Annotated in this window: 24 protein-coding genes; 13 read left to right on the top strand and 11 right to left on the bottom strand. The window is 36.9% G+C overall.

Annotation, left to right across the window (positions count from 1 at the left end):
- The first annotated feature begins 29 nt into the window (after nt 1-29).
- Nucleotides 30-173, top strand: a complete 144-nt coding sequence (locus tag H4J62_RS03050) for a hypothetical protein (protein WP_182213803.1) — start codon at nt 30-32, stop codon at nt 171-173.
- Nucleotides 174-364: 191 nt separating this feature from the next.
- Here H4J62_RS03050 and H4J62_RS03045 read toward each other — a convergent pair whose 3' ends face one another.
- A complete protein-coding gene (locus H4J62_RS03045) occupies nt 365-3,352 on the bottom strand; it encodes a TonB-dependent receptor (protein WP_182213804.1) in 2,988 nt (995 codons plus the stop codon).
- A 370-nt stretch (nt 3,353-3,722) separates the two neighbouring features.
- Between H4J62_RS03045 and H4J62_RS03040 the strand changes: the two genes are divergently transcribed.
- Nucleotides 3,723-4,076 carry a DUF3802 family protein gene (locus H4J62_RS03040; RefSeq protein WP_182213806.1) on the top strand — a complete coding sequence of 118 codons (354 nt, stop codon included), beginning with the start codon at nt 3,723-3,725 and terminating at the stop codon, nt 4,074-4,076.
- 32 nt (nt 4,077-4,108) lie between these two features.
- Here H4J62_RS03040 and H4J62_RS03035 read toward each other — a convergent pair whose 3' ends face one another.
- Together H4J62_RS03035 and H4J62_RS03030 are read right to left on the bottom strand one after the other, a co-directional pair.
- A complete protein-coding gene (locus H4J62_RS03035; RefSeq protein WP_310733532.1) occupies nt 4,109-5,416 on the bottom strand; it encodes a GGDEF domain-containing protein in 1,308 nt (435 codons plus the stop codon).
- A gap of 245 nt (nt 5,417-5,661) precedes the next feature.
- Nucleotides 5,662-6,162: a lactoylglutathione lyase family protein gene (locus H4J62_RS03030; protein WP_070375692.1), complete on the bottom strand. Its 501-nt coding sequence runs from the start codon at nt 6,160-6,162 to the stop codon at nt 5,662-5,664.
- Nucleotides 6,163-6,256: 94 nt separating this feature from the next.
- Here H4J62_RS03030 and H4J62_RS03025 point away from each other — a divergent pair, with 94 nt between their 5' ends.
- Nucleotides 6,257-7,129 (top strand): LysR family transcriptional regulator, encoded by an 873-nt coding sequence (locus H4J62_RS03025; RefSeq protein ID WP_182213807.1) that lies wholly within the window; start codon nt 6,257-6,259, stop codon nt 7,127-7,129.
- An 86-nt stretch (nt 7,130-7,215) separates the two neighbouring features.
- Here H4J62_RS03025 and H4J62_RS03020 read toward each other — a convergent pair whose 3' ends face one another.
- Complete coding sequence (locus H4J62_RS03020; protein ID WP_182213809.1) at nt 7,216-7,431, bottom strand: TIGR02450 family Trp-rich protein; 216 nt, start codon at nt 7,429-7,431, stop codon at nt 7,216-7,218.
- A gap of 19 nt (nt 7,432-7,450) precedes the next feature.
- On the bottom strand, nt 7,451-8,038 hold the full coding sequence (locus H4J62_RS03015; protein WP_259364801.1) for a CIA30 family protein: 588 nt from the start codon (nt 8,036-8,038) through the stop codon (nt 7,451-7,453).
- 151 nt (nt 8,039-8,189) lie between these two features.
- Here H4J62_RS03015 and H4J62_RS03010 point away from each other — a divergent pair, with 151 nt between their 5' ends.
- From H4J62_RS03010 to H4J62_RS02985, 6 genes are all read left to right on the top strand, one after another.
- Nucleotides 8,190-8,717: a hypothetical protein gene (locus tag H4J62_RS03010; RefSeq protein ID WP_182213811.1), complete on the top strand. Its 528-nt coding sequence runs from the start codon at nt 8,190-8,192 to the stop codon at nt 8,715-8,717.
- Nucleotides 8,718-9,091: 374 nt separating this feature from the next.
- Nucleotides 9,092-9,973, top strand: a complete 882-nt coding sequence (locus H4J62_RS03005; RefSeq protein ID WP_182213813.1) for a kinase — start codon at nt 9,092-9,094, stop codon at nt 9,971-9,973.
- Nucleotides 9,970-10,818, top strand: coding sequence for a mannosyl-3-phosphoglycerate phosphatase (locus tag H4J62_RS03000; protein WP_182213815.1), 849 nt, complete (start codon nt 9,970-9,972; stop codon nt 10,816-10,818). The genes H4J62_RS03005 and H4J62_RS03000 overlap by 4 nt, the downstream gene beginning before the upstream one ends.
- A 10-nt stretch (nt 10,819-10,828) precedes the next feature.
- Complete coding sequence (locus tag H4J62_RS02995) at nt 10,829-12,058, top strand: glycosyl transferase (protein ID WP_182213817.1); 1,230 nt, start codon at nt 10,829-10,831, stop codon at nt 12,056-12,058.
- A 13-nt stretch (nt 12,059-12,071) separates the two neighbouring features.
- A complete protein-coding gene (locus H4J62_RS02990) occupies nt 12,072-13,841 on the top strand; it encodes an alpha-amylase family glycosyl hydrolase (RefSeq protein WP_182213819.1) in 1,770 nt (589 codons plus the stop codon).
- 86 nt (nt 13,842-13,927) lie between these two features.
- Complete coding sequence (locus H4J62_RS02985; RefSeq protein WP_182213821.1) at nt 13,928-14,362, top strand: hypothetical protein; 435 nt, start codon at nt 13,928-13,930, stop codon at nt 14,360-14,362.
- Between the two features lie 13 nt (nt 14,363-14,375).
- On the opposite strand, the gene H4J62_RS02980 is transcribed toward H4J62_RS02985, so the two are convergent.
- Nucleotides 14,376-15,149, bottom strand: coding sequence for a MipA/OmpV family protein (locus H4J62_RS02980; RefSeq protein WP_182213822.1), 774 nt, complete (start codon nt 15,147-15,149; stop codon nt 14,376-14,378).
- A 300-nt stretch (nt 15,150-15,449) separates the two neighbouring features.
- On the opposite strand from H4J62_RS02980, the gene H4J62_RS02975 reads away from it, so the two are divergent.
- From H4J62_RS02975 to H4J62_RS02960, 4 genes are read left to right on the top strand one after another with little or no spacing between them, the layout of a single operon-like run.
- Nucleotides 15,450-16,124: a flavin reductase family protein gene (locus H4J62_RS02975; RefSeq protein ID WP_182213824.1), complete on the top strand. Its 675-nt coding sequence runs from the start codon at nt 15,450-15,452 to the stop codon at nt 16,122-16,124.
- Nucleotides 16,125-16,153: 29 nt separating this feature from the next.
- Nucleotides 16,154-16,591 carry a DUF3429 domain-containing protein gene (locus tag H4J62_RS02970; RefSeq protein WP_182213825.1) on the top strand — a complete coding sequence of 146 codons (438 nt, stop codon included), beginning with the start codon at nt 16,154-16,156 and terminating at the stop codon, nt 16,589-16,591.
- A 15-nt stretch (nt 16,592-16,606) separates the two neighbouring features.
- Nucleotides 16,607-17,032 (top strand): thiol-disulfide oxidoreductase DCC family protein, encoded by a 426-nt coding sequence (locus tag H4J62_RS02965; RefSeq protein ID WP_182213827.1) that lies wholly within the window; start codon nt 16,607-16,609, stop codon nt 17,030-17,032.
- A complete protein-coding gene (locus tag H4J62_RS02960) occupies nt 16,995-17,741 on the top strand; it encodes an SDR family NAD(P)-dependent oxidoreductase (protein ID WP_182213829.1) in 747 nt (248 codons plus the stop codon). The genes H4J62_RS02965 and H4J62_RS02960 overlap by 38 nt, the downstream gene beginning before the upstream one ends.
- Nucleotides 17,742-17,869: 128 nt before the next feature.
- Here the strand turns inward: H4J62_RS02960 and H4J62_RS02955 are convergent, their stop codons facing one another.
- The 5 genes from H4J62_RS02955 to H4J62_RS02935 all read right to left on the bottom strand — a co-directional run bounded on the left by H4J62_RS02955 (nt 17,870) and on the right by H4J62_RS02935 (nt 21,839).
- Nucleotides 17,870-18,127 carry a DUF3081 family protein gene (locus H4J62_RS02955; protein WP_182213831.1) on the bottom strand — a complete coding sequence of 86 codons (258 nt, stop codon included), beginning with the start codon at nt 18,125-18,127 and terminating at the stop codon, nt 17,870-17,872.
- A 3-nt stretch (nt 18,128-18,130) separates the two neighbouring features.
- A complete protein-coding gene (locus H4J62_RS02950; protein ID WP_259364960.1) occupies nt 18,131-18,412 on the bottom strand; it encodes a DUF6482 family protein in 282 nt (93 codons plus the stop codon).
- 410 nt (nt 18,413-18,822) lie between these two features.
- On the bottom strand, nt 18,823-19,218 hold the full coding sequence (locus H4J62_RS02945; RefSeq protein WP_182213896.1) for an MmcQ/YjbR family DNA-binding protein: 396 nt from the start codon (nt 19,216-19,218) through the stop codon (nt 18,823-18,825).
- 180 nt (nt 19,219-19,398) lie between these two features.
- Nucleotides 19,399-21,615, bottom strand: coding sequence for a ferrous iron transport protein B (feoB, locus tag H4J62_RS02940; protein ID WP_182213833.1), 2,217 nt, complete (start codon nt 21,613-21,615; stop codon nt 19,399-19,401).
- Nucleotides 21,615-21,839 (bottom strand): FeoA family protein, encoded by a 225-nt coding sequence (locus tag H4J62_RS02935; RefSeq protein ID WP_182213834.1) that lies wholly within the window; start codon nt 21,837-21,839, stop codon nt 21,615-21,617. The genes feoB and H4J62_RS02935 overlap by 1 nt, the downstream gene beginning before the upstream one ends.
- Nucleotides 21,840-21,913: the final 74 nt, after the last annotated feature.

Here is a 21,913-nt window from a genome sequence, read left to right as displayed (position 1 = left end):
TAAGCTATAAATCACTTGAGGGAGCTACAATGAGTTCTACTTTATATAATGCAGATCAATTTAACTGCAGCTCTGTGGCTGAGCGATTTAAAAAATATAACGATTTACCTCGCCCAGAAATAATGCCAATGATTGATTTATCCCCATATTTACATGGCCCGTTAAAAAGTTAAGGGGGAATTTTCGTTAATGTTTAGGTAAAGTGTTGAGTAGAAAAATAATGGTCAGTTTAGATGAGCAAGCAGCCAAGGTTCTACGCGACGACAGTTAACGCATGAAATAAACCTAGTTAATAACTGAGGTATCTAGATATATAAAAAAAATGCCAGCAAGATGCTGGCATTTTTATTAAGTTATCATTTAATTAGAAAGAAAGACGCGCACCTAAGTATAGTCTTCTAGGTTGAACCCATTCAATAGCTTCACCAAAGGCATAAATACCGTCACCCGCTTTAAGATCTTGTTCACGTACACCTGCTTGATCATCCAAGACATTAAACATATCTACAAAAAATTCTGCTTTGTATTCATCAAAATCATAAACATATTTAACACGAAGATCTAAAGTACCATAGGAAGCACTAGTGTTAGCTGCGACCACACCATCTTGAACCCAACGTGAAGAAATACCGCCAAAATCATAAGCATTATCTTCACGTAACGGGAAGTGACGACTACCGCGAGCGTAGTTAGTACTATAAAGTGTCCCCGAGTTCCAGTTGTAAACAGCACCAACTTCAATGCCATTATCAAAATAATAACTACCTGCCAGTTTCGCTAAGTATTTAATATTACCCGGTTGATCACCCCACATATTAGGTGCGGCTGGATCTAACTCTAATACATCACCTTGGTAATCAGCGTTGCCATCTGAGTTTGAATTACCTTGCGCATCGTTATAAGTAAAGGACGCAAGCATTGACCAATTGTCTGTACGGCGTTTACGGAAAGTTGCCTCAAGACCTTGATATTCACGTTTTGCACCAGACAGTGTGCCGATAACAAAGTTTGATTCAGGAGCTTCTGAATATCCAAAGTATGAATAAGGTAAGTAAAAGGGTGAATTTACTAATGCTTCATTATTTGGATCTGAGAAAGTTCCTAGGTCATAATCTTCCATGATATCTTTGGTTACACGCTTAGTGTAAGTAAGATCAATACTCATATCGTCAGATAAGGCTTGCGTATAACCAATTAATAACTCGTCCGTGTAGGGCGTTTTAATACTGGGAGCGAAAAAGGCATCTTGACCACCCTTTTGACCACCACGTGTACGGAATGTTAGCCAGCGGTCACCAGCAAAAACTTGCTCTTCACGAACAGGGCCCGTCAGATTACCCGCAAAACTTGTCATGTCGGTACGAATCGGATCATAGTAGCGACCAACAAAAGCAAAGACTTTACTTTCCCCATCGTTATTAATGTCCCATGCAGCACTTAAGCGAGGAGCAATTTCCCAGTCGAACGTTTGAATCGTATCGCCTGCAGATGAAATATGCTCATATTTTTCCGAACGTATGCCAATATTTACCGAAATACCATCATCATTGCTCCATTCATCTTGAATAAAGAATACTTGACCTTCAATTGACATTTCAACCGGAGCTGTTTGGGTCATATTAATGCGATAAACATTATTTAAACCATTTGGATTACCCGTAGAACTATTAAAAGTCATCTCATCTAATTCTGCACGACTAATTGCACCATCATTATCAGAATCTAACAGGCCTAAATAGTATGCGCTATCAGTTGCTACCATCGCATCTAGAATGCCATCTACGTCACTGTCTGAATCAGAAATATCGGTAGTTCCTGTCCAGCTATCGCTAACATAGCTACCAAAAGTTGCACCTGAATTTTGACCTGGAATTGATGTGTATTGCGCGCCGTCACCAGTATATTCTAGGCTGGTTTTAAAGGTACTTTTAGTTTGTGAGTAACCGGTTTTAATAACATGAGAGCCAAAATCACTCGTATCTAAATAATATTCGGCAGTAATTTTCATTTCAGTGCCATCACGACTGGTAATAGAGTCAGAACCGAGTCCACCGAGTGAAAGATCACGACCCGTAGGGTTCCCCCCTAAATAAGCCACATCATTTCTTGAAGATTGGTCTGCGGCTAAACTAGACAGCTCTCCTTCATGTGAAGCATATTCTGCAGTAACAATTAAATCATCCCATGTATGAGAGTATTCAAAATGCAGATTATCACCACCTTGTTTTCGAGCTCTATCTCGATTATTAAAGAGTGACGCATCAGCTGAACCACTTATTTCTGTTGGATCGTTAAAGTACGAAACAACAAAACGATCATTTTGAGTTGCTTGCCAAGTTAATTTAGCAAAACCTAAATCAGCTTCATTAGTAATCGTGCGTTGTAGTGCACCCGTTTCTGGATCAGCAACATCTTCTTCAAGGTCTTTGACTTGATAAGAAGTAAAGAACCATAATTCATCTTTGATGATTGGACCACCAAGCGTAAAAGCCGTATCAAAGGTTGAAAAACTATTTGCATCTTCATTTTTGTTATCAGCAACTAAGCCATCATTTTGCAGGTAGTAGTTAACAGAACCATGAAATTCATTACTGCCTGACTTAGTAATAACGCGAGAGACTAAACCTGCACCACCGGCAAACTCAGCAGGAATACCACCCGTCAGTATTTGTTGTTCTTGAATAATTTCGGAGTTAAAGTTTGCACCAAATGTACCTGTGTTATTATCGGTAACATTAATATTATCAATATAATAAACGTTATCTGTAGATACCCCTACACTGCCACCACTATCACTATAGTTAACACCTGATTTAGAGGAAGGGTTTCCACCTGTAGAAGGTTTAGTACCTGGTGCTAATTGTAAGTATGCTTGATAATTACGCGCAGTAGGCAAAGATTCAAGCATTTCTAAAGTTAAATCAATACCTGATGTCGTTGAGCTAGTATCAATGGTTGCAACAGAGCCTCTCACTGAAATCACTTCGATATTATCCCCAATACCAGATAAGATGTAATTTACATCAAAGCTTTTACCTGACACTACACGCACCTTATCACGTGAAAAAGGTTCAAAACCATTACCTGTTATTTCAACTTCATATTTAGTTGATGGGTCTAAACCTGATAATCTTAAGTAACCATTTTTATCAGTTACACCTTTGCGGCTAACTAAACTTTCAGAAGTGCTTACATTTACAACGGCACCCGCTACAGGTTTACCCTCTGCATCAGTTACTTGGAATTTTAGACCACCGGTATCTGCAAATGCTGTACTCATACCTAGAACAGTCGTTACAGCGATAGCTGCAATTGAGCGTTTAAAGTTTCGCTTTAAATTAGAATTTTTCATTATTAGTATTTCTCCCTGAACTTATAATTTTAATTATTTAAAATCATGAGGTTAACTTTTAAACAAATCGTTCGTTTAATTAACAACCCCTTGATACTGCCTGAATATGGAGATATTACAAGCCTTTAGGTCAAAGTTATTTTGAACTTTTACAGACGAAGCTAACCACCTGATATTTATATAAATCTCTGTTTATTCGTACAGTAATGTTTGCAACAATATATCTTTTTCAATAAAAAAAAAGACTAATTAATAGACATATTTCAATCTAAATTGTTTTTATAAATAACGAAAAAATAGCAGAGACCAACCTTGATCAAACGCCTACATAAGAGGTATGGTATATTTTTTTATAAAGGTTACATTTTTAATGGTTACAGATACTGAAGGTTACATCCATATTATCGAATACTTGACTGAGCATTTCAGTTTATTTGAAAATTCCTCCTCAGTAAGTGCTGATTCAGATACCGTTATGAGCGTTATTGAACAAGAATTAAGTGAACAAATCATCAGTATTTGCAGCCAGAACGAAGCGTTGTCTTTTAATCAGCGCAATACTATTATTCGAGAAGTTGATGCTATTGTTTATGATTTAGAAGAGATTCTCTCTGGCGTTATTAACAACAAAGTCACTAACGAGCAAAAAACATTCATTAAAGAATTTGCCTTACTGATTAAGAATTTATTTGATAGCGAAATTCACAGTCAGTTTTTATCTTAAGGCGTTGAACGAATTATTTCGAGCAATAATATTTACCAACAAAAAACCTGATCACGACCCAAGTCTTTCGCTTGATATAATGCTCGGTCAGCGCGGGTAAAGAAATCATCAAAGTTATCATCTGCAAATCTTATACAAGTAACACCGATACTAACAGTTACTTTAATTTCGCCCTGCCACTCACCTTTTATAATTAGATTACTTTGATTAAGTCGAATACGCTCTGCGACAACCTTTGCTGACTGCAATGTAGTTTCAGGGAGCAATATTGAAAATTCTTCACCGCCAATACGGGCTAAAATATCTTCTTGTCGAAGACAAGGAAGTAAACATTGAGCCACTGACATTAGCACCTTATCCCCTATCGGATGGCCATAGCTATCATTGATATCTTTAAAGTGGTCAATATCAATAGCAATCAAGGATAGAATGCGAAGGTGCCTTTTAGCACGATGAAACTCTCGTTCAGCATGATCAATAAAATAGCGGCGGTTATACAGCTTAGTTAATGAATCGGTATTTGCTTGTTTTCTAAATTCTTCTTTTAACGCATACAATTCACTGACGTCGGTAGAAAATCCAATTAACGTTGGAAGTTCACCTTGGTGTTGATAAGGAATTTTTGTACTAATATAGTAACGTACATTACCTTGTTCATCTGCTGAGGTTTCTTCTATGGTTTGTTTTTCGCCCGTATCAAAAACTTTTTGATCAGATTGGTTAAAATGCTCAGCAACATCAAGTGGTAAAACCTCAGTGTCTTTCTTACCAATAATATTTTCTGCTGACGTACCAAATAATTCAGCAACTTTACTGTTTACATATTTAAATGTTCGCTCATTATCTTTCATGTAAATATAAGCATCAACATTATCAAGTACCGTATGAAGTAATTTTTTCTGTGCTTTAATTATTTTTTGGAGCTTTTTTTCTGCTGTTATATCTGTTGATACACCACAAATACCGATGACATTGTTAGCATCATCGAACAAGGGTTTTTTAACCGTTTTATATATCCGGGTTTCTTGTAGGGATTTGATGAAGTTTGTTTCTTCATTTTCTACAGTTATAGCCTCTTTAATAACCTTTCGATCATTTTCTTTTAGTTGCTGAGATAACGCTAAATCAAAGAAATGACTATCATCAAAGCCAATGATATCTGTTGAGTTAATATTAAATAAATCCAGTACAGCCTGGTTTACATAGGTATAGCAACCATGAATATCTTTAGTGAATATACAAGTGCCAACGTTATTTAACACTTCCGTTAACATCTTAACGTCTACGGATAAATTATCCTTTGACGTTGAAGTAACGGGTAATGGTTTCTTTTTACTCACTAATAAACCTTAACTGTTGATGATATTACAGAAAGTTTAATTGTAGTTGAAAATTAATAATAGGCATTATGCTTGCGACATAATCGTTATTTAGCCAATATTTATTCAGTGGGTAAGCTTGCATAGTGCAGAGACAGGAGACAGGAGACAGGATTAAGCGCTAAAGTTATCTTGATATAACCCAAGAGAAAATGACTTTCTATTGGGTTATTAAATCATCAGTGTTAATAAGCTATGACTTTAAATTAGTAAGCGCCGGCCGCATAGGTTAATTCATAGCTGTGGCTGTATATTTCTAATATATTACCAAAAGGGTCTTCCATGTAAATCATACGATAGGGCTTTTCACCGGGATAGTAGTAACGCGGCTCTGCCATACGTTTTTTACCACCTGCTTCGACAATTTTTTCCACCAGTTCTTCAAGATTAGGATCTTGCACACAAAAATGAAACACGCCTGTTTTCCAGTATTCAAAGTTGTCTTCTGGATTTTCTTGATTAGCAAATTCGAATAGCTCAACGCCGATGCGGTCGCCTGTCGACATGTGGGCTATTTTAAATTTACCCCAATTAGCACCAAATACGTCGGTACACATAGCGCCAATGGGGCTATCATCTTCAATGATTTCTGTTGGTTTCATTATTTCATACCAACCTAAAACGCCAGTATAAAATTCAACAGCAGCCTCTAAATTAGGGACTGAAATACCGATATGGGAAAAAGTTCTTGGATATGCTTTACTCATTTTTATTACCTCGTTAAATTTGATAGACAAAGTATAGTGAACTTTATAAAGTATATAAAATTATCATTTGTAATATAAATGAGTACATTTTGTTATGATAAATCTTATTTGGTTAAAAACATTTTGCACGCTTGCTGACGTTGGACATTTTACCCAAACAGCGGAAATTCTTTTTATGACGCAATCAGGCGTAAGCCAGCATATAAAAAAACTTGAAGCGCAGTTGGACATTTTATTATTAACGCGGGAGGGTAAGTCTTTCTCATTGACCGATGCGGGTATTAAATTACGCCAACAAGGACAAGATTTATTAGACACATCTGCTGATATCGAAGCTTCAATTAAACAAGATGATGCTTTTATCGGTGTCATTAAAATAAGTACACCTGGCAGTGTCGGCTTAAAACTATACCCAAAGATGCTTGATATGCAGCAACGCTATCCGGCGCTTATTATCGATTACACCTTTGCACCCAATAAAAATATAGAGCAAAATTTAATTGAGCGAAAAATTGACCTGGGGATACTCACTGAGTTAAATAGGAGCCCACAGTTAGCCTACAAAAAAATAGCCATTGAGCCTTTGGTTTTAGTGACGTCAAGTGATATCACAAGTATCAACTGGCAGGTGCTTACTTCTATAGGTTTTATCAGCCACCCTGACTCAGAACATCATGCACAACAATTATTGAGTAAAAATTACCTTGAATTTGAACATACAAGTCAATTTAAGCACAAAGGATTTTCTAATCAAATAAGTTTGATTTTATTGCCCGTTAGCCAAGGATTAGGTTTTACCGTATTACCCCTACATGCGGTAAACGCTTTCCCTGAGCAAAGCCTGATAAAAGTACACACATTGGAGATACCGGTCAGTGAAACCTTATATCTTTGCCAAAACAAACATTCGTTTGACACTCAAAGGAGTCAATTAATTAAAAAATCGATTCGTAAATTTATTTTATAACATTGACTATAAAAACTCACTTAGCCTATGAATTTTTTAGCGATAAGCAAACACTCAAATCGGCTCATAGTGACTTAATTGTAAATTTATTTCCAGCCGACCCGCCATTGATCACTGACTTTTAGATCCCGCCAATCTATGGTGTATTCATTATGAGTCATCACCGCTTCGATAACACAGGCAATTACTTTTTGTTCTTCGTCAAACTCCACCTTAGTGATAATAAAGTGTTTTTCTTTATTGGTAATATCAACTTTAGTCCACTTACTATTGATGAGGGCTTTGGGATTAATTTTATTCATCTTTACCTTAGTGTATAAGTTATTGTTTCAAAAAAGACAGTGTAAATATCGATAATGAAAATTGCCCAGGGACTTTTTTAGTCATTAAAAATCCGACTTCTTTAATATCTTCTGAGTTAAGTAAAGGCGCATTTGGTATAGCCCTTCCACGAAAAGTTGCTTTAAAGTCTGCAAGCTCGAAGATATGATTTTCACGCTTATTAGCGACGGTTTTAAAGTCATGTTTATAAGCTAACCGGTAGCCATTTACATAAATAATTAGCCTTAATTGATAGGCTTGCCCGTCACCTTCGGTGTTAATAACAAGTTTCTTATAAGATTGTGGAAGATTATCGACAGCACGAAAAACCGAACTAAAGCCGCCATTATTGTCTAGAGAGATGCTACCGCTAAAAATACCATGATCTTGAGCAAATATCATTTCCCCGTTTGATAAGCCGCCCATAACGCCATCATTGGTTATCCGCCAGCGTCCGTTTTCTTGCTTTGAAAAATCAATCATATAAGCCTTCTTATTGCCACTTGAATTATCATTGGCCTGGTTATTAATATTGTTACCACTGGCATAAGCACTGAAAAACAAACATAAAATTAAAATAAATCGCATCAATAAATTCCACTTAAGTATTCTATATCGCCTTTTAAATACGCAAAATAAACTTGTTAAGATCAAAATCACTAAAAATGAGCTAAAATTAATACTCTAACGTATGTAGTGTTAGATTTAATTTAAAATAATAACCAACGAGTAAAAATATATGCGCATTTTTTTATTGATATTGTTTATCAGCCTTGCCTCAGGTTGTAGCACAAAATATACAAATCAATCAGTCACAGGTAAAGCTTTTCCAGCGGTTACCGGACAAACATTAGAAGAAAACACAGTCAATATTCCAGCCGATTTCAACAAAGAATTTACTTTATTATTAGTAGGCTACAAACAGAATTCACAGTTCGATATCGATAGATGGTTAATCGGTTTAGATATGACTGAAACTAAAGTCGATGTCTATGAGCTCCCGACTATTCAGGGATTGTTCCCAAAAATGTTTAGTACTTTTATCGACAATGGTATGCGTGCTGGTATTCCAAAACCTCTTTGGAAAGGGGTGATTACAATTTATGAAGACGGTGATAAAGTTCAAGCTTTCACTGGAAATGAAAGCCCTAATAACGCGCGAGTATTACTGTTAGATAAAAATGGCATCATTGTTTATTTTTATGATGACGGTTTTTCAGTTGCAGCGCTTAATGAGTTGAGAGATAAGTTAACGCCATCGAGCTAGTGTAACTTTGTTGAGACTTGTGCAAGAGACAGCAATTAACCGTTACTGTTTTTTGCCAATTTTAGCTATTTACCCAAGGTTTATTCTTATCTATTTATATACCCATACTTCTTTATTTCCTTCAACGTTGTCGTCAAAATATTTTGAAGCACGACATATTAACTCACTACTTCACCCTTGATTTTTACCGCACCAAAACGGGGCGCTTAATCACATCAGTGCAATTCCCTCGGTTACTCATCATTTCAAAAAAACACTAACCTCAAATAAAAACCTTTTATTACAATAAATTAGTAGCAAAGCACTGTTTACTAATGATCTGGCATAAGACTTGAAGCTCTGATAATAATGAATAATTATCTACAGTGAAAATTATGCTCTCTGCTTTTATTGAACAACACAAACTACCTGATGAATTCAGCGACACCGTTAGACTGCATTATCAACCACTTGCTGAGCGAATATTGGGGCAATTCAAAAAACACAACACACCGTACTTTGTCGGTATCAATGGCTGCCAAGGTAGTGGAAAGTCAACATTAACAGACTTTCTCGCTGAATATTTAACAACTCAATACCCTCTTAATGTGGTGGTGATGTCTTTAGATGATTTTTACCTAACAGGTAAAAAACGTCAGCAGCTTGCAGAAAATATTCACCCATTATTAGCAACAAGAGGTGTGCCAGGCACCCATGATATCGCGACTCTTGAGCACGTACTTTTGCAATTAAAAGCTAAAAAAACGGGATTTTCTATCCCTAGATTCAATAAGGCTACCGATGAACCCTATCCAAAAGAGCATTGGACTGTGGTTGATAAACCAATAGATATTATTTTATTAGAAGGATGGTGTTGGGGGGTAAAGCCTCAAACTGAAGAACAACTAAGGTCAGCTATTAATGAACTTGAATTGCAGTATGACGCTAAAGGTGAATGGCGAAATTACGTTAATCAACAACTGAGCGAGGCTTATGTTCCCTTGTACAAAAACATGGATTTTTGGTTAGCACTGCAAGCACCATCATTTGACTGTGTTTATAAATGGCGATTAGAGCAAGAACAAAAATTACAAGCTAGAAACATCAACTTAGCTAATTCAAAGGTAATGTCTCCTGAAGAAATATTAAACTTCACCCAATATTTTCAGAGACTTAGCGTACAGAGCTGCACGACTATCGCACAATCTGCTGACGCAATATTTTACTTAGATTATGCTCGCCAAATCAAAGATGTGCCTCTAAAGGAAGTACGATGAGCTCATTAAGAACACTTGTTTTTAGTGACTTAGATGGAACCTTACTCGATCACTTCACTTATCAATCAAGGCCCGCAGATAAAACACTTGCGCAATTAAAATGTGCAAATATTCCGGTTATTTTAAATACCAGTAAAACCCTAGCTGAATTAGCCATTATTCATCGTGAACTCAAACTAGATACCCCCTTTATTATTGAAAATGGTGCCGCTATTTATATACCTATAGCTACTTTTTCAGCACAACCTGCTGACACTGAAATTGTTGGAGACTATTGGGTAAAATCTTTCTGTTTACCTAGGCAGCATTGGTTAACTTTATTAGCTGAAAAAACTGATGAATTTAAAAAGTATTATCAAGGTTTTTCTACTATGTCTGCTGCTGACCTTACCGAAATAACAGGGCTGTCGTTAACAGAAGCTAAGCGCGCTCAACAAAGACAATATGGTGAACCCATTCAATGGTTCGGTGATGAGGTCAGCAAAAATAGCTTTATAGAGCATCTTATTGATCTAGGAGCCAATGTTGTTCAAGGTGGTCGGTTCATTCATGTCGGTGGCTACTGCGATAAAGGCCAAGCCCTAATTTGGCTAACAGAGCAATATCGAGAAAACTTTAATAACCCTGCAATTCTGACCATCGCCTTGGGTGATGGTGAAAATGATAGCCCAATGCTAGAAGCCGCAGATATCGCGGTACAAATTCGTTCACCCGTTCATAACTTCCCCAAACTCTATCGCCAATTTAAAACGACTCGTACTCAAGATTATGGTCCTGAGGGTTGGGCTCAAGCACTACAAACTTTGCTAGCAAAGCAACTACTTTCATCTTCTACTATTATATAAGAGGTAAACCATGGCTGATTTTTATCAAAACGGTACAGTAACCACGCTACATAACTTAGCACAGCGTGAACCAGCAGATATGGCAGCTGAAATACTAGCCTTCTCTAAAAAGCGCTCTTTAGGGCTTATTTTACCTTCATTATTTTCTGAATTAGAAGGCAAAGCCTTGCCCGACATTATTAATAAAATTAAAGGTGTCGAATATTTATCAGAAATAGTTATTGGTCTTGACCGTGCCGATCTTGAACAATATAAACACGCCTTAACTTTCTTTGGTCAACTGCCACAACATCACCGAGTATTATGGAATGACGGTCCAAGATTACAAGCGATAGATGCAAAATTACATGCCCTAGGGTTAGCCCCCAAAGAGTTGGGTAAAGGCCGTAATGTTTGGTATTGCATGGGCTATATTTTAGCTTCGGGTAAAGCGGAGTCAATTGCCCTACATGATTGTGATATTTTGACCTACGAACGTGAACTACTAGATAGACTACTTTATCCTGTTGCTAACCCTATGTTTAATTACGAGTTTGCTAAAGGTTTTTATGCACGAGTTGCCGGTGGAAAAATAAATGGCCGTGTATCCCGTCTATTAGTAACACCGCTAATTAAAGCGTTGAAAAAAACAGTCGGTCATTGTGACTATTTAGAATACATGGACAGTTTTTTATATCCTTTAGCCGGTGAATTTTCTTTCCGTCGAGATGTATTAAACGATATTCGTATTCCTAGTGATTGGGGCCTTGAAATTGGTGTGCTCTCAGAAATGTATCGCAACTATTCGCCTAACCGTTTATGCCAAGTTGATATTGCCGCGACCTACGATCATAAGCATCAAGATTTATCTTTGGATAATACTGATGGTGGTTTATCAAAAATGTCGATTGATATCAGTAAAGCTTTTATTCGTAAACTTGCTACCCAAGGTGAAACGTTCACGGCAGAAAAATTCAGAACATTAAAAGCGACTTACTATCGTATTGCGTTGGATTATGTCGAAACTTATCGAAATGATGCCATGATGAATGGCCTTAAACTTGATATTCATAATGAAGAAAAAGCAGTTGAGATGTTCGCACAGAATATATTAACCGCGGGCAATACCTTCTTAGATCAACCCATGGATACGCCTTTTATTCCTTCTTGGAATAGAGTAGTTAGCGCCATACCTGATATTTTATCGCAACTAAAAGAAGCGGTAGAGTTAGATAACGAAGAATTCAGACAAGCATTATAAAAAAAGGTGCCACATGCCAACGCAAGATAATCAGTTAACACCTAAATTGCAGGGTAATTTAAAAGAAAAGTTAGTTCAGCAGCTTTCGACTATCTATCACGATGTCCAGCTTGAAAAGCCAGTAAGTGATATTGCCCAATCTCTGCTTGATATTATGGGGTTATCTAAAGAAACAATGGCGGCGAAGCCTTTCTCAAACCATTGGTCAGAAGAAGATATTATCTTGATAACCTATGGCGATAGTATCGTTAAGGCTGATGAAGCACCACTCAAAACGTTGAAGACTTTTTTAGACACTAACGTTAGCAATACGGTTAACAGCGTGCATATCTTACCTTTTTTTCCTTATAGTTCTGATGATGGTTTTTCAGTTATCGATTATTCATCGGTAAATGAGTCGTTAGGTACTTGGCAAGATATTGGCCAGATAAGTGAACATTATCGTTTAATGTCTGATCTCGTCATCAATCATTGTTCAAGCAGAAGTGCATGGTTTGACAATTTCATTAAAGGTGAAGGACAAGGCAGCGATTATTTTTTTACGGCTCTTGCTGATGATGACTTGTCAGCCGTTGTGAGACCAAGGACATCGCCCCTCTTAAAGGAAATTGAAACTGGCAAAGGCAAACAATTTGTTTGGTGCACATTCAGTCATGACCAAGTTGATTTTGACTTTCGTAATCCTGAAGTTTTAAAAGCTTTCGCTTCTATTATTAAACAATACCTTGATATGGGTGTAAAAATATTTCGTCTAGATGCCATCGCGTTTTTGTGGAAAGTAGTAGGAACACCCAGTATTAACTTACCGCAAACTCACGAGGTGGTCAGGTTATTAAGGACGCTTATCGAGTCAGCTAAACAAGATGCTGTTATTATCACTGAAACCAATATCCCCAATACGCAGAACCTCACTTATTTTGGTAATGCCAATGAAGCCCATGGGATTTATAATTTTTCATTACCGCCGTTGTTATTAAATACCTTGCTAACAGGTAACTGTTTATACCTTAAACGCTGGCTAATGAGTATGCCTCCTGCGCAAGATGGCACTATGTACTTTAACTTTATTGCATCACATGACGGTATTGGTTTACGTCCGGCAGAAGGATTATTAGATGAAGCTGAGCTAGATAACTTAGTACAGGCAGTAGAAAATTTCGGTGGAAAAATATCTTGGCGCACTACAGATACCGGCCAACAAAAAGCCTATGAAATGAACATATCACTTTATGATGCAATGCAAGGCACAGTGCGAGGTAAAGATCAGTGGAATTTTGAGCGTTTTATTTGTGCACATGCCATTATGTTTGCCCTCGAAGGCATACCAGGTATCTACATTCACAGCATGCTAGGCACACAAAATGATTATCAAAAATTAGCAAATACCCATCATAACCGTGCAATTAACAGGCGTCGCTGGCATGTAGAAGCTTTAGAAGAAGCGCTTAATGACAGTAACTTACACCATGCAAAAGTGCTTTCATCATTAAAATCTTTATTGGCGTTAAGAATTAAACAACCCGCCTTTCATCCTAACGCAACGCAATTTACCCTGCATTTAGGTTTGCAATTGTTTGGCTTTTGGCGACAAAGTAAAGACCGAAAACAAAGCATGTTTTGTGTGAGTAATATTTCTGATCAACCGGTAGTATTACCCTTGAGTGAGCTGAACTTAATTATTACCGAATCATGGTTTGAACTTATTACCGCAGTAAAAATAACAGAATTAAACCAAGAGCTTACTTTGTCACCTTATCAAACAGTATGGATATCAAATATATAAAGTGAAAAGTTAAAAATAAACGCTATACTAAAAATAATTTTGGTATTAACTGCAGATTAGCTTTGGAATAGCAGGGGGGATTATCAATGAATGATTATTTTGCACCTCATGGTGAATTCAAATTACACGTGAGCAATAATATAATTATCGCGCGCTTAACGGGTTCCTGGAATAAAGAGTGTGCGGAAAATTTTTCACAAGCATTTATAGCGCAAGTGAAATTGTTAAAAATACAAAAATGGGCGCATTTAGTCTTCTTAGATGACTGGCAAATAAGTGTTCCTGAAATTGTCCCTGTTGTTGATGATTTAGCCGCTTTTTGTATTTTAAATGGTTTAGAAAAATCAGCACAAGTCGCCAATGAATCAATGATGAAAAAAATGTACCTCGATAAAATGGCAATTGAAACACGCAGTAACTTTGAGAGGCGAATATTTTCTGATCAAGATAAAGCGATTAGCTGGCTCAATGAATATGGTTTTACTACAAAAAAAGGATTAAAAGCTTACGAATTAGTATAGCTTGATGGTGCTGCTAGAAGTTTTTCGTAAACACTAAAAGCAACTGTAAACTGCTTTTGTCTTCAACTAGAGGACTGTCAGTAATACTTTTATCAAACCAAGTGTATTCGAGATTTAAGCGGGTATATCCGCCAAAAAAAATAGGGGTCGCGATTGAAAATCCAAGATTTTTATTAACGCCACTGTGACCAAGGTAAGCCCCCCTATTTTGATTCACTTCGTCTTTAGAAACACCATAATAGTAATCAACATGATGTTTATCTAAGAAACTGAGTGAAATTGAGGGTTCGAAAAATATTGGCCCATACCTAAAAACATGACCAATCGTTGATTTTATCTCAAAACCATTTGAGCGATTTAGTGCATCAAACATCGAAGAAAAGCCGATTTTCCAATCATTTTGTTGATAATCAACACCAAAGCCGACATCAAATGAACTTTTTCTTTTTCTCATCCCTTCGAAAATAGCACTATCAGATTCATCAAACCCTTGGAATCTTGGGGATAATTTTGCGGAGAGAGTTAATCGATTCGCATTTATTAACTTATAATTAATAAATGGTCCAAATACCGATAAGTTTTCTCCTTGATATCCCAATAAAGGTAAAGGCATTACTCGGGTGTTATATCCCTTATATATCTCTTTATTAACACTGATACCTACGCCGTATAAAAAACCTTCGGCTTTCTTTCGCTCAACAGATACGACTGTATCCTGCTCTGAAAAGACGTAAAAAGCTGGAAAAACTAAAATTAATATTAAGGCTTTATAAATGCTTTGTATCATTGGGTGATTCTCACTGGATTTTTATCATATCGAGTATACGTTTAAAAGTGCAATGAGGTTTAAACCTCCGATGAAATTAACCGAGTAACAGCTTGTTATACATTTATCATAACTCTATTTATTCAGTGTTAATTTAATAATACGGTTATTAAAAATAATATTAATTATAACAAAGAGTAAAGTGCAGCCTTGTCTTTACTTTTAGCTAGGTACAATAATTAAAATATCTCAGCGAGGTGATCGACCTTGGCCTAAACTACGTATAGTTAACCATCAATTATATTATCGGGTAAACCTAAAATGAAACACTTGAGCCATGACCAATTGTTAAAGATGGATGCACGCTACCGGGCTCAACTGATCAATAGTTTATCCGGATTTAAAAGTGCTAACCTCATAGGTACACGCAACAAGCAAAACCATAACAATTTAGCGATATTTAGCTCTGTTGTCCATTTAGGTGCTTCGCCTGCTCTAGTTGGTTTTATTACTCGCCCAGACATTGTAGAACGTCATACTTTAGAAAACATTCTGCAGACGAAACAATTCACCATAAATCAAGTTAATGAAAGTTTTTGGCAAGCGGCCCATCAAACATCAGCGCGTTATAATGCCGACCAATCAGAATTTGAGCAAACCGGTTTAACGCCTTATAACGTTGATGGTATCAATGCCCCTTTTGTTAAAGAAAGTCACTTAAAGTACGCCTTGAAACTGCGTGAGATAGTGCCAATCGAACTTAATGGTACCCAATTAGTAATAGGTGAAATCACTGATATTCTTTGTGATGAAGTTGCTATTAAAGCCGATGGCTATATTGATATCGAATCATTGGGTACGGTTGCCATATCAGGACTAGATAGCTACCACAACAGTCAACGCTTATCACGATTGAGTTATGCTAAGCCAGAAACTCAACCTGGAGAAATTTCACTTGATGGCCATACGTTTGACGGTAATTCATTTGAAATCTAAATAAGCTTCACTGAACTCTAGGGACAAAAATGAAAAGTTGGCAGTTACTTGGCTATCTTGGTCTATTACCTTTTGCAGGTTTTTTATATTTAAGTGTTGTGCTAGAAGACTCTTCTGTGTGGGCACAACAAGCTTTTATAGCCTATAGCGCTATTATAGTCAGTTTTATTGCTGGCACATTGTGGCGTAAAGCCGAAGACAATACTCGGCTAACACAGCAAATTATTAGTAATTTATTAAGCTTAATCGCTTTTACCACTTTACTGATGCCCGGTGATTTGGCCTTGATAGTATTGTCGTTCAGCTTTATATTTTTATTTTTATATGAAAAAAAATTAGCGATAACAGAGCAAATAAACGATGTTGATTTAGCTTACATGAGAATGCGTTTTTGGCTAACTTTTATTGTTCTCTCACTGCATACCAGTGCTTATTATTTGTGGTTCATTTATGTAGCCACCCAATAACTTTTAGGAAAATTCATGCTAACTATATTCTATGATGGCAACTGTCCAATGTGTGCAACTGAAATGATCCACCTAAAAAGGCATGATCAAGACAACATCATACTTTTGGTCGATATACATCAAGAAAATTTTTCAAGTCTATACCCTGCAATTGATTTTTCAGCCGCTATGAAAATATTACACGCGACTTATAATGGTAAAGTTCTGCTCGGTTTAGAAGTCACACATAGGGCTTGGACACTTGTTGGTAAAGGCTTTTGGGTAGCTCCACTTAATTGGCCAGTATTTAAAACACTAAGCCACTGGGTTTACTTAGGACTGGCTAAATACCGTCATCAAATTTCAGCACTTCTCGCCAAGGTTTTTGGCATAAAAACAGCAAACTGTAATTCAGGAACTTGTTATGATAAATCAACTAACACTGATCATTGGCGCAAATAGCGACATTGGCAAAGCAATTGCCACCCAAGTAGCTTCTTTAGCTGATACTGGCCTTATTCTTATTAGTCGACAAGCCATTGACGAGAAAGACACTGTTGAGCAGCAAAACAGCCTTAAAACTAAAAAAATTACGGTTAAAGATTACCAACCGCAATCAATAGACAATGCTATAGCAGAATTAGTTGCGCATAGTGAGTTACCCATAAGCCAAGTCTTTGTCTGTAACGGCATACTGCATAGTGATAAATTTCAACCAGAAAAACGTCTAGAAGACTTCGATGCACAAGCATTTGAGCAAGTTATTAGCGCAAATACATTAACCCCAATGTTATGGGTTCAGAAGTTGACACCAATACTGACAAGGAAGTCACCCTGTAAATTTATTGTTTTTAGTGCCCGGGTCGGCAGTATAAATGATAACAAATTAGGCGGGTGGTATAGCTATAGGGCATCGAAAGCAGCATTAAATATGATGCTTAAAACTGCATCTATTGAGTTTGCAAGAAGAGCAAAGAATATAAAGCTAATTTCTTTTCATCCCGGTACTACAGATACGCCGTTGTCTAAACCTTTTCAAAAGAATGTCCCTGCAGATAAACTTTTTACCAGTGAATTTGTTGCCAAACAATTGCTAACTATTGTTGCTGATACTCCTATTGATCATACCTTGAGTTATCTTGATTGGCAGGGCAAGTCTATTAATTGGTAGCTGACAGTAATGGCCGTTAAAAGTTAGTTATTCCAGGTTACTTTTTGATTTAACTATTGAAGTTAAAAACAATAAAAAAAACTGCAATGAGATTTGCAGTTTTTATTGGGATTATTTATTAAAGGTGATTATTTTTTAGTAAAACCGTCAGCTATTTTATGAAAAGATTCAAGCGTCACTTTATTATCATATTCAATCGAAAATCTGCCATGGAATAACAAGGTTATTGTTAAGTCTTTATAACCTAACCAACATGTATATCCATCAAAGTCATGCCAAGCTTTAATACCAGAATACTGATAAACACCATCGAGTTTAGTACCCTCTTTGGTGATATGGTCATAGATTTCTAAAAAATCTCTTAGCGTTAATTGTCTATCCTTCATCAGTTAAAACTTAATCATTTGGCTGCATCGACCATTGCTACTGCTGGTGCCACACATTTCATCATAAGCTGTTTGATACTCTAGTGCAGCGTTAAATATATTATTATCTCGAAGATAATTTTTAGCTTCAACTAAAGATCCCATCACAGCAACATCTCTAGATTGGGTTAGACCAATAAAGTTATTGAGAGAATCAACCGCGCCAACCAAATAATGAGTCGATTCAGCGACACCAATAATAGTAGGTATAGTTGCTTGATTACTGTTAGTTAATGTATTCATCATAATAATTCTCCAACTTGAGTATAGCTATCATTACGGTGATACGAAGATTAAAGATCAACTTCAGTAAAATTCATAGTTGAATTTTACTAACCTATCACCTTAAAATATCTCGTTTGTCAAAAGATGCTCCTCTCTATTATCCTTTAGCTAGTATTCAGCTACAGCCATTAAGGAACATCTATGAAGAGTAAAACTGTCTGGTATCTCCATCTCCATGTAATGGATGAGTGGAGATGTGTATCCTCTGGTAACCTTGCTCATATCAAAAAAGCCCAGAGTATGTATATACAAAATGGCGTAACCACACTGCTAAGGGTTGCACATAGTAAATTGATTAGTTCAAACAGTTAAATTAACAGATAACGCTTTTAAGCGAATAGCTAGGTTTATGATCAATATTGCCATAGCGGCTAAAGCTGGATTAGAATTGACTGCTGATCTTTCTTGGTCATTTTACTGACCACTAGTAAATAAGAATTATCCATCATTCTCTCTAGCTCGCCCTGAGGAATTGAGCCATCTAAGATAATAGTATTCCAATTAGATTTATTCATATGATAGCCGGGAATGATGCCTGGAAAAATATCACGTAATATCTCTGCCTCATCTGGGTCACATTTTAGGTTCATCCAAAAGTGGCCTTTAGCGTCTTCTGCAACCTTGGCACTTTTAGCGTTTGAACCATGAGAAATCGTTGCAAACAGTTTGTTTTTGACCTTGAAAACGCTAACGTCATCGCCAAATGGATAATAAAGTGAGCTTGCTGGTTTAGCTAATAAATAGTGCTCAGCCATTTGTTGGTTCATAGATTTCATTGACGTTTATCTCTATACATTAAAGGCTTAAATTTACGGTCTAATGAATTTAAGCATAGCAGTAAAGAGTGACTTTGGGTTAATGAGCAAGATGAGCAGAAGTTTCAGCCTAAAAAAATACCGATAAACAATCTATCGGTATTTTTTAGCAAAAGCTGAGCTTAGCTTAAATTAATAATAAGAAACTTGTGTTGGGATTGTTAAAATACTTTTACCAAAACGCTTTAACCAATAATATATCGCCGCAAAAATGGCAATGACAATGATGATGCTAATTCCCGCTGACAACGGATTAGTAGCAAAGGTTGCCACTTGATAAGTAAATGTCGCCGCTAAATAAGCCAATGAAAAGCTCCATAAAGCCGCAAATCCAGCCCAACGACTGCCAACTTCACTCTTTATTGCGCCCATAGCTGCTGCACAAGGTGTATAAAGCAAAATAAATAACAAGTAACTAAATGCGCCAATTTTACCGGCAAATGCAGCCTGCATAACGGTGAATGTTCCTTCATTAACGCCTTGTTCTTCTGCGGCGGTATGTAAGTTGGTAACATCTCCGATATCAGTCCCTAAAGGATCATCAGCTTGAATACCTAATAAGTTTTCTTTTATTGAATCCGTCGCGTCAGTCCACAACTCAGCCATTGACTTTAATGCTTCTGGCTCTGCATTCACATCGGTATAGAGACTATTAAATGTAGCCACTAAAGCCTCTTTCGCAAACAAGCCGGTAATAATGCCAACACTTGCTTGCCAGTTATCTTCCTTAATACCCATAGGTGCAAGTAAAGGGGTAACAACCTGAGCACTTTTACTTAATACCGACTCTTGAGAGTCTTGATGACCAAACTGACCATCAGTACCTAATGAGTTAAAGAAGTTGAGTACACAAACCACTAAGACAATCGTTTTACCTGCCCCCAAAATAAAAGACCGAGTACGTTGCCAAACACGATGCACTAGATAAGAAAGCTTAGGTATTTCATAAAGCGGTAATTCCATAATATTGACAGAATTTTTGCCCATTAATACCGTGTGCTTTAATAAAAATCCAGTGAATAGTGCTGCCGCTATACCGATTAAGTACAATAAGAAAACTAAGTTTTGCCCAGAATCCGGGAAAAATGCCGCAGCAAATAAAGCATATACCGGTAAACGTGCCCCACACGACATAAACGGTGACATCATTATGGTGGTGATACGTTCACGCTCACTATCAAGAATTCGTGCCGACATTACAGCAGGAACCGTACAACCAAAACCAACAATTAAAGGGACAAAAGCTTTGCCGGGTAAACCAATTTTTTGCATAGCACTGTCAACCACAAACGCTGCACGCGCTAAGTAGCCACTGCTTTCTAAAATCGATAAACCAATGAATAAACAAGCGATGATTGGAATAAAAGTAGCGACCGTTTGAATACCTAAGCCAGCTCCTTCAATTAAGGTTAGCAACCACTGAGGTAAATCATAACTTGATAAAAATCTTTGCGGGTAATCGACAAAAATAGCGCCGGCTAAAATATCAAAAAAGTCGATAAAAGCGCTACCAACATTGATTGCAAACATAAACAATAAGTACATCATGCTAAGAAAAACGGGCACACCTAACCAAGGATGAAGGATAAAATGGTCAAGGCGGTCACTTAAACTTATTGCCGGTGCTTTTTTGGAAGCCGGTAGACCCTTTTTAACATCGATCAATAACTGCTGAATAAACTCGTAACGCGCCTGCATAATACTAATAGCATCGGTATTGGTTTGCTGACAGCCACCTTGATCATTACAAGCGCCACATTCAAGATCAATTAACACCTCAGTTGAGTTTTTGTCCGCGAGTTTATTGACAATATCTGCTGATAACATTAATTTCTTTGGACGTTCACTTGCTTTAGGTAATTCAAGTAAAGCCTGTTCAACTTGTTTTAAGGTATCTTTAGCTAAGCTGTTGGCAATAATAACTTTACAGCCAAGTTCTTTGGCTAAAATATTTATATCAACGGTTTGCGCTTCTTTTCGATCAGATTTATTGATAACCAATAATACCGGTAAACCGAGTTCAAGTAGCTGAGTCGTTAAATACAACTGACGCTTTAATTGCGTCGCATCGACGACATTAATTAAACAATCAATGTCGTTATTTTTAAGAAAATCTTGGGTAATAGTCAGGTCTTTACTTTGTTCAGTTCGAGTGGCGAGAGAACTAATGCCAGGTAAGTCTGAAAGTAAAACTTGCTCATTATTAAATGAGAAGCGCTGCTGTTTTGTCGCTACAGTGACGCCAGTCCAGTTTCCTGTTTGTTGTTTCGCGCCCGTTAGAGCATTAAAAAACGTGCTTTTTCCTGAATTGGCAAAGCCAACTAGAGCCAAATGTAAAGCTTGTGACATTAGACGATTTCTATACCTATTTGTTGAGCAATACTCGGTGCTAAGCAAATTTTAGTACCATGGAGATGAAAGGCAAGTGGCCCATTAAATGGTGCTTTATGGGCTAATGATATCTCAGTTTTTAACGCAAAACCCTGCTCGATTAACTTTGAAGTCAAATCGAAATTTGTTGGCAACGTGCGGATCACCGCTCGTTGGGTACGCCTCAATTGTGAAAGGGTCATAAACAACAACTCAAATAATAATGATTATCATTTGATTCTACTTTACTATTAACTTTTCAGCAAGCGTATATAAC

This window comes from Colwellia sp. BRX8-5, assembly GCF_014077325.1.
GTDB lineage: Bacteria > Pseudomonadota > Gammaproteobacteria > Enterobacterales > Alteromonadaceae > Colwellia_A.
This window is presented reverse-complemented; position numbering and strand designations above follow the sequence as displayed.